This window comes from Streptomyces botrytidirepellens (genome assembly GCF_003721215.1).
In the GTDB taxonomy this organism is placed as follows: domain Bacteria; phylum Actinomycetota; class Actinomycetes; order Streptomycetales; family Streptomycetaceae; genus Streptomyces; species Streptomyces himastatinicus.
Genome location: NZ_RIBZ01000728.1, coordinates 1 through 8,282 on the forward strand (window position 1 = coordinate 1; position 8,282 = coordinate 8,282).

7 protein-coding genes are annotated in these 8,282 nt (G+C 74.9%); 1 reads left to right on the forward strand and 6 read right to left on the reverse strand.

Annotated features, from left to right (window positions below; genetic code table 11):
• The 6 genes from EEJ42_RS37175 to EEJ42_RS37200 form a co-directional block, all read right to left on the reverse strand.
• A partial coding sequence (locus EEJ42_RS37175) for a hypothetical protein (RefSeq protein WP_123106603.1) occupies positions 1 to 446 on the reverse strand: 446 nt, incomplete at its 3' end.
• Between the two features lie 464 nt (positions 447 to 910).
• Positions 911 to 1,708 carry a type III pantothenate kinase gene (locus EEJ42_RS37180; protein WP_009716893.1) on the reverse strand — a complete coding sequence of 266 codons (798 nt, stop codon included), beginning with the start codon at positions 1,706 to 1,708 and terminating at the stop codon, positions 911 to 913.
• 96 nt (positions 1,709 to 1,804) lie between these two features.
• Entirely contained in the window at positions 1,805 to 2,857 is a 1,053-nt protein-coding gene (gene nadC, locus EEJ42_RS37185) for a carboxylating nicotinate-nucleotide diphosphorylase (RefSeq protein WP_123106600.1), read from the reverse strand.
• Positions 2,854 to 4,659 carry an L-aspartate oxidase gene (locus EEJ42_RS37190; protein ID WP_123106604.1) on the reverse strand — a complete coding sequence of 602 codons (1,806 nt, stop codon included), beginning with the start codon at positions 4,657 to 4,659 and terminating at the stop codon, positions 2,854 to 2,856. Before EEJ42_RS37190 ends, nadC begins: the two co-directional genes overlap by 4 nt.
• 80 nt (positions 4,660 to 4,739) lie before the next feature.
• Positions 4,740 to 5,717 (reverse strand): pantoate--beta-alanine ligase, encoded by a 978-nt coding sequence (panC, locus tag EEJ42_RS37195; RefSeq protein ID WP_123106601.1) that lies wholly within the window; start codon positions 5,715 to 5,717, stop codon positions 4,740 to 4,742.
• A complete protein-coding gene (locus EEJ42_RS37200) occupies positions 5,714 to 6,649 on the reverse strand; it encodes a Rossmann-like and DUF2520 domain-containing protein (protein ID WP_123106602.1) in 936 nt (311 codons plus the stop codon). The genes panC and EEJ42_RS37200 overlap by 4 nt, the downstream gene beginning before the upstream one ends.
• A 206-nt stretch (positions 6,650 to 6,855) precedes the next feature.
• Between EEJ42_RS37200 and EEJ42_RS37205 the strand changes: the two genes are divergently transcribed.
• Positions 6,856 to 8,064, forward strand: a complete 1,209-nt coding sequence (locus EEJ42_RS37205; protein ID WP_425473017.1) for a threonine aldolase family protein — start codon at positions 6,856 to 6,858, stop codon at positions 8,062 to 8,064.
• Positions 8,065 to 8,282: the final 218 nt, after the last annotated feature.

Below are 8,282 nucleotides of genomic sequence, written 5' to 3' on the forward strand. Positions count from 1 at the left end.
GTCGCGAGCCGGGCGCGTACGCAGCGCTCGGCCAGGCGCTCGCAGTGGCCCAGCAGCGCGCGGCGGCGCGCGGCCTCGCCGTCCGACACGGTGGCCCGGCACAGCGCGCGGAGCGCGGCCAGGTCCTCCGGGAGCGGCTCGTAACCGGCCGCCAGGGCGGCCTCGAGCTGCTCCAGATAGCCGACGGCGGCGCCGGGGAGAGCGGCGCGGTAGCGGGCCAGCTCGTCGAGCAGGAACGCTCGCAGCCGCCCGCCCTCGCGGACCGCCTCGTCCACGGCCTCGGCGAGCCGGAAACAGTCCTGGACCTCTTCCGCCCGGTCCGGGCCGAGCGGGCCGGGGGGAGTGACGGGTTCGGGTTGGAGGGCGATGGCGAGGGCGCGTCGGAGCACACGCAGCTCATCCGCACTGAACGCCATTCCGCCGCGGGATCCATAGGGCGTGGGCATGGGAGGACTTTAAGTGCTAAGCGGACAAATTTCGCTGAGCGGCGGGCGGTGCGGCGCGTTGCGGGGGCGGCCATTCGGCGGTGGGAGCCGGGGCGTGGGACCGCCGCCGCACCGGAGTCCGCCCGGAGTCCGTGCGGTGCCCGTGCGGTGCCCGTCCGGAGTTCGGACGGGGCGTCTCCGGGCAGGGGCGGGCAGCGGCCGGGCGGGTTCCGCTTGTCAGTCCCGAATTCGGCGGGACGGCATTCCTCGACTGCGCCTCGGCACTCGCTGGAGTGCCCTCACCGGCGCCCTGCCGAATGAACAGCGCGATGAAGAGCGCGCGGAATTCGTTTCGTAATGCCGCCAATACCGCCGAGTTCGCAGGTGAACGGCGTTTTAAGCGCGATCGGGAGCCGAACAGCCCGATCAGCGCCGATCAGCCGGATCAGCGCTGTTCAACTCTGCTCAGCTCCGTTCAGCTCCGTTCAGCCGCGCTGGACGTTGCGCTCGTAGACCAGCCGCAGGCCGATCAGGGTGAGCCAGGGCTCGTGCTCGTCGATCACCGAGGCCTCGCCCAGCACCATCGGGGCCAGACCGCCGGTGGCGATCACCGTCACGTCCTCGGGGTCCTGGGCCAGTTCACGCGCCATGCGCCGGACGATCCCGTCGACCTGGCCCGCGAAGCCGTACAGGATGCCGGACTGCATGGCCTCCACGGTGTTCTTGCCGATCACGCTGCGGGGGCGGGCCAGCTCGATCTTGCGCAGCTGCGCGCCGCGCACGCCCAGCGCCTCGACCGAGATCTCGATACCGGGCGCGATCACGCCGCCCACGTACTCGCCGCGCGAGCTGACCGCGTCGAAGGTGGTCGCGGTGCCGAAGTCGACGACCACGCACGGGCCCTCGTACAGCTCGACGGCCGCCAGCGCGTTGATGATCCGGTCGGCGCCGACCTCCTTGGGGTTGTCCATCAGGATCGGCACGCCGGTCTTCACGCCGGGCTCGACCAGGACGGACGGCACATCGCCGTAGTAGCGGCGGGTGACCTCGCGCAGCTCGTGCAGGACGGAGGGGACGGTGGAGCAGATCGAGATGCCCTCGATGCCGTCGCCCAGCTCCTCGCCGAGCAGCGGATGCATCCCCATCAGGCCCTGGAGCAGGACGGCCAGTTCGTCGGCGGTGCGGCGGGCGTCGGTGGAGATCCGCCAGTGCTCGACGATCTCGTCGCCGTCGAAGAGGCCGAGGACGGTGTGCGTGTTTCCCACGTCGATGGTCAGCAGCATGGGCGACACCGCTTCCGGTCGGACTCACGGCAGGGGGCGAGTTCTGGGGTGGTGGGCGGGGCGACGGGCGGGCCGATGGTCAGCAGCATGGTTCAGTCACCCCGCATCGCGGAGGTCCAGGCCGATGTCCAGGATCGGGGACGAGTGGGTGAGCGCGCCGACCGCCAGGTAGTCGACGCCCGTCTCCGCGTACGTACGGGCGTTGGCCAGCGTCAGACGGCCCGAGGACTCCAGCGCGGCCCGGCCCGCGACCAGGTCGACCGCCTCGCGGGTACGCTCCGGGGTGAAGTTGTCCAGCAGGATCAGATCCGCGCCCGCCTCCAGGACCGGCGTGATCTGGTCCAGGGTGTCGACCTCCACCTCGATCGGCAGGTCCGGGAACTCGGCCCGTACGGCGCTGAACGCCTGCGCCACGCCGCCCGCCGCGACCACGTGGTTGTCCTTGACGAGCGCCGCGTCCGACAGCGACATGCGGTGGTTGACGCCGCCGCCGCAGCGCACCGCGTACTTCTCCAGGGCGCGCAGCCCCGGCGTCGTCTTGCGGGTGTCGCGGACCTTCGTCATCGTGCCCTCCAGCGCGTCGGCCCAGGCGCGGGTCGCGGTCGCGATGCCGGAGAGGCGGCACAGCAGGTTGAGCGCGCTGCGCTCGCCGGTGAGCAGGTCGCGGGTGCGGGTGCGGACGCTCAGCAGCTTCTGGCCGGGCTCGACCCGGTCGCCGTCCTCCACGTGCCGCTCGACCTCGAACTCGTCCGTGCAGACGACGGACAGGATCGCCTCGGCGATGCGCAGCCCGGCCACGGTGCCCGCCTCACGGGCCGTGAAGTCGCCGGTGGCGAAGGCGTCCTCGGGGACGGTGGCGACCGTCGTCACGTCCACGCCCTGGTCGAGGTCCTCCTCGATCGCCATGTGCGCGATGTCCTCGACCTGGACGGGGTCGAGCCCGGCCCCGGCCAGCAGCTCGGCGAGGTCGGGGTCGAGGCCGCACTCCATCGGGTCGAGCCCGTACGCGCCGTCGTCGGCGCCGCTGCCGCAGCCGCAGGCGCTGCCGCAGCCGCCGCCCTCGCCGCCGCCCGGGACGCCGATCTGGAGCAGCGGAAGGGCCGCGGGCCGGGGCGGGCTCTGCTGGCGGTCGTCGGAGGTGCTGCTCACGGGTGGGACTCCGTCTCGGGTCGGGTGGTGGGTGAGGGGAACGCCGCGGAGTCCGTCGTACGGACGTCGAGCGAGCCGTCGGGGCCGAGCGTGACCAGGAGGTGCCGCTGCCAGGCCGCGTCGTCCCGGTCGGGGCGGTCCTCCCGCCAGTGGCAGCCGCGGGTCTCCTCGCGCCGGAGCGCGGCGGCCACCAGGACCCGGGCGACGAGGAGGAGGTTCGTCGCCTCCCAGGTCTCGACGCCGGGCTCGGCCGTCTTGCCGTCGCGGCGCAGCGTCTCGACGGCGTCCTCCCGGACGCGGTCCAGCTGCCCGGCAGCGTGGGCGAGGCTTTCGGCGGAGCGGAGGACACCGGCGCCAGTGGTCATGATGCGCTGGACGGCGTACCGGGCCTCGGGGGCGAGCAGGGCCCCTCCCCCGCCCCGGGCCGACGCGCCGGTGGCCGCGCCCGGCGGTGCGGGCTCCGGCGTGGGGCCCGGTACGGGACCCGGTATGGGGTCCGGTATGGAGGGCCGCTCGGCGATGTCCGCCGCGATGCGCTCGGCGAAGACCAGGCCCTCCAGCAGCGAGTTGGACGCCAGCCGGTTCGCGCCGTGCACGCCCGTGCAGGCCGTCTCCCCGCAGGCGTACAGCCCCGGCACCGTCGTACGCCCCCGCAGGTCCGTCCACACCCCGCCGCTGGCGTAGTGCGCGGCGGGGGCCACCGGGATCGGCTGGGTGACGGGGTCGATGCCGTGGGCCCGGCAGGCGGCCAGGATCGTCGGGAAGCGGTGCTCCCACATCCGGGCGCCGAAGTGGCGGGCGTCCAGGTACATGTGCTCGGTGCCCTGCTCCCGCATCCGCCGCATGATGCCCTTGGCGACGATGTCGCGGGGCGCCAGCTCGGCCAGCTCGTGCTGCCCCACCATGAAGCGCACCCCGTCCGCGTCCACGAGATGGGCGCCCTCGCCGCGCACCGCCTCGGAGACCAGCGGCTGCTGCCCCTCGGCCTCCGGGCCGAGCCACAGCACCGTGGGGTGGAACTGGACGAACTCCAGGTCGCTCACCTCCGCCCCGGCGCGCAGCGCGAGGGCGACGCCGTCGCCCGTGGAGACGGCGGGGTTGGTGGTCGCGGAGAACACCTGGCCCATGCCGCCCGTCGCGAGGACGACGGCGCCCGCGTGCACCGCGCCCACGCCGTCCCGCGCGCCCTCGCCCATGACGTGCAGGGTGACGCCCGCGGCGCGGCCGGAGGCGTCCTTGAGGAGGTCGAGCACGAGCGCGTTCTCGACGGTGTCGATCCCGGCCGCGCGCACCGCGCCGACCAGGGCGCGGGAGATCTCCGCGCCGGTCGCGTCGCCGCCCGCGTGGGCGATGCGGCGGCGGTGGTGGCCGCCCTCGCGGGTCAGCAGGATCTCGCCGGTGTCGTCGTCGGCGTCGAAGCGGGCGCCGGTTTCGATGAGCCTGCGCACGGCGTCGGGGCCCTCGGTGACCAGCATCCGCACGGCCTGCTCGTCGCACAGCCCGGCGCCCGCGACGAGCGTGTCGTCGAGATGCTGCCCGGGGGTGTCGCCCTCGCCGAGGGCGGCGGCTATGCCGCCCTGGGCCCAGCGCGTGGAGCCGTCGTCGAGGCGGGCCTTGGTGACGACGGTGACCTTCGCCCCGGCGGCGGCGCAGCGCAGCGCCACGGTCAGGCCCGCGACGCCCGAGCCGACGACCACGACGTCGGCCTCGGTGGCCCAGCCGGGCGCGGGGGCGCGCAGGGCGGTGGCCGGGGCGGCGGGGGCCGGGGGCCCGCTGGTCGGCTCGTGCTGCGGTGCGTTCATCGGCTCATTCGTCGGCTCATTGATCGGCTCGTTCGTCGGCTCGTTCGTCGGCTCGTTCATCGGTTGGCTCATCCGCCCGCTCACCGGCCCGCTCCGAACCACAGCCGGATGTTGTCGATCAGCCGCGTGGAGCCGACCTTGGCGGCGACGGCCAGCACGGCTTCGCCGGTGTGGTCCTCGGGTGCCTCGGTGAAGCTCTCGGGGTCGATCACGTCCAGGTAGTCGAGGACGAGCGGGGGTTCGAGCCGGGCCGCCTCCGCCAGCACCGCGCGCGCCGCGGCCCGCACCGCGCCTGGCGAGCCGACCTGGACGAGGCCGTCCGTGTCCCCGCCCGCGGGGGTCCCGGCGGACCGCGCCGCCGCAAGCCCCGCGTCCCGCCCCGCGAACAGCGCCCGGGACAGGGCCAGCGCGGTGTCCCGCTCCTGCGCCGACAGGTAGCGGTTACGGCTGGAGAGGGCCAGCCCGTCGTCCTCCCGGACGGTGGGGACACCGACGATCTCCATCGGGAAGTCCAGGTCGTGCACCATCCGGCGGACCAGCACGAGCTGCTGCGCGTCCTTCTCGCCGAAGAAGGCGAAGTCCGGGCGGGTGAGGTGGAGCAGCTTGGCGACGACGGTGAGCACCCCGTCGAAGTGGCCGGGCCGGGAGGCGCCCTCGTAGCCCTCGCCCATGGCCCCGGCGGACATCCGTATCCGCGGCTCGCCGCTCCCGTACACCTCCTCGGCGGAGGGGGCGAAGACGATGTCCGCACCGGCGGCGGCCGCGACCTCCAGGTCGGCGTCGAGCGTGCGCGGATAGCGGTCCAGGTCCTCGCCCGCGCCGAACTGGAGCGGGTTGACGAAGACCGTGACGGTGACGAGGCCCTTGGCGCCGACCCGGGCGCGCGCGGCGCGGATCAGCGACGCGTGCCCGTCGTGCAGTGCGCCCATGGTCATGACGACGGCCGTACGCCCCGGCACGGCGAAGTGCGCCAGCGCCGCGTCGAAGTCCGCGCGGCGCGCGAACAGCTCGACGTCCGGCTCACCGGGGCTCGGCCTGGTCCACAGCTTCGGGCTCACGATCCCGCTCCTCCCCGGCCCCGGGCATCCGAGACATCCGACAGAACGCCCAGCAGGTTCTCCGCCAGCTCCGGCTTGAGCATCCCGTGCGCGAGCGCCCGGTCCGCCGTGGCACGGGCCATCGCGAGATATCCGGCGACGGCCTGCGGAGCGTGCCGCCGCAGCTCTTGGACATGCGCGGCGACCGTGCCCGCGTCGCCGCGCGCGACCGGACCGGTGAGCGCGGCGTCGCCGCTGCGCAGCGAGTTGTCGAGCGCGGCGCCGAGCAGCGGGCCGAGCATCCGGTCGGGCGCCTCGACCCCGGACGCGCGCAGCAGCTCCATGGCCTGGGCGACCAGGGTGACCAAGTGGTTGGCGCCGATGGCGAGGGCGGCGTGATACAGCGGACGGGACTCCTCCGCGACCCACTCGGGCTCCCCGCCCATCTCGATGACCAGCGCCTCGGCCGCCAGCCGCAGTTCCTCGGGCGCGGTGACGCCGAAGGAGCAGCCCGCAAGCCGCTGGACGTCGACCGGGGTGCCGGTGAAGGTCATCACGGGGTGCAGCGCGAGCGGCAGCGCACCGGCCCGCAGGGCGGGCTCCAGCACGGCGGTGCCATAGCGGCCGGAGGTGTGCACGAGCAGCTGGCCGGGGCGCACCGCACCGGTCTCGGCGAGGCCCGCCACCAGCTCGGGCAGGGCGTCGTCGGGGACGGTGAGCAGCACCAGCTCGGCCCGCGCCAGCACCTCGGCGGGCGGGACGATCGGAACCTCGGGGAGCAGGGCGGCCGCCCGGCTCACGGAGGCGTCGGAGACGCCGGAGGCGGCGACGGGCCGGTGCCCGGCCAGCCGCAGCGAGGCGGCCAGCGCCGGGCCGACGCGACCGGCGCCGACGACGCCGACGGTCAGCCGGGCCGGGCGGTCCCGCGGCTCGGGAAGTGGATGTGCGTTCACGCGACTGCGGCCTTCCGTTCCAGTCCTCAGGGGGTACCGGACGATTCCCCGCCATGCTACGCGAGTGCTCCGCCCGGGCCGGGGCGCGTCCCCGCGCCTGTGGACAACGCGGCTGGACAACGCCGCTGGGCGACGCGGCCTGTGGATAACTCCGGGGGTGGCCTGCCCGTGCGTCATCATCGGGGCATGGCGGACAAGGGGATGTGGTGGACGTGCCGGATGAGGTGGGCGTGGTGGACGGGCTGGAGGGGGCGGAACAGGCCGCGCGGGCGCGCAGACTCGCGGCCTGGCACGGCTCCGAGCGGACCTTGGTGCGGGGCCCGGTGGAGTTGCGGATCGGCGAGCGGCTGGCGGCGCTGACCGCCGCCGCCCCGGACCTCGACGGCGCCCTCGACGACTGGGTGGACGTGTACGGGGACGGGGTGGTCGAAAGGCTGGAGCGGCGGGTCGCCGACCTGCTCGGCATGGAGGCCGCGGCCTTCTTCCCCACCGGCACCATGGCCCAGCAGGTCGCGCTGCGGGCCTGGGCCGGGCGCACCGGCAACCCGGTGGTGGCCGTCCATCCGCTGGCCCATCTGGAGGTGCACGAGCGGGACGCGTATCTGACGGTGAGCGGGCTGCGCGCGGTGCGGCCGACCACCGAGCCACGGCTGCCCACCGCCGACGAGATCCGCGACCTGGACGAGCCCTTCGGCACGCTCGCCCTCGAACTGCCGCTGCGCGACGCGGGCTTCGTGCTGCCGGAGTGGGACGACCTGGTCGCCGTCGTGGAGGCCGCCCGGGAGCGGGAGGCGGTGGTGCACTTCGACGGGGCCCGGCTGTGGGAGAGCACCACGCACTTCGGGCGCGGGCTCCCGGAGATCGCCGCCCTCGCGGACACGGTGTACGTGTCCTTCTACAAGTCGCTCGGCGGCATCGCGGGGGCCGCGCTGGCGGGCCCGGAGACGCTGATCGCGGAGGCGGCGGCATGGCGCCACCGGTACGGCGGTCAGCTGTTCCAGCAATGGCCCACGGCGCTCGCCGCCCTGGCCGGTCTGGACCGCGAACTGCCGCGGCTGCCGTCGTACGTGGCCCATGCGGCGGTCGTGGCGCGGGCGATGCGCGAGGCGTTCACGGCGGGCGGGGTGGCCTGGTCCCGGGTGCATCCGGAGGTGCCGCACACCCACCAGTTCCAGGTGTGGCTGCCGTATCCGGCGCGGGTGCTGGACGAGGCGGGGATACGGCTGGCCGAGGAGACCCGCACGACGCTGTTCCGGCGCTGGTCGGAGCCGGGGCCGCCCGGTCTGGCCGTCTCCGAGGTCACGGTGGCCGCACCCGCGCTGGACTGGACGGCGGAGGAGGTGACCGAGGCGGTCGCCGCCTTCCTGACGCGGGTGCGGGCGGTGCTGGCCGAGGGCGGTGAAGGTGACGGCTGACCGCCGGGCACGCGGCGGTCGGGCGCGCACGTGCCGGAGCTGCGCGCCAACAGGGGGCAGGCGCGCGCTGCGTGCTGCACGCTGTTCGGCGCGTCGGTTCGCAGGCCGGGCGTGGCCCGGCGGCCCGGCGGGGTCAGCCGGTGGTCGGGCATGAGGACGGGTCCGTGACCGGGCGGCCGGACGGGGCCGTGCCCGGCCCGGCAACGGGCCCGGCGGCC

Excerpts from the sequence above, each read along its gene's own strand:
- EEJ42_RS37190 (WP_123106604.1), bottom strand. The coding sequence starts at position 4,659 with ATGAACGCACCGCAGCACGAGCCGACCAGCGGGCCCCCGGCCCCCGCC.
- EEJ42_RS37180 (WP_009716893.1), bottom strand. The coding sequence starts at position 1,708 with ATGCTGCTGACCATCGACGTGGGAAACACGCACACCGTCCTCGGCCTC.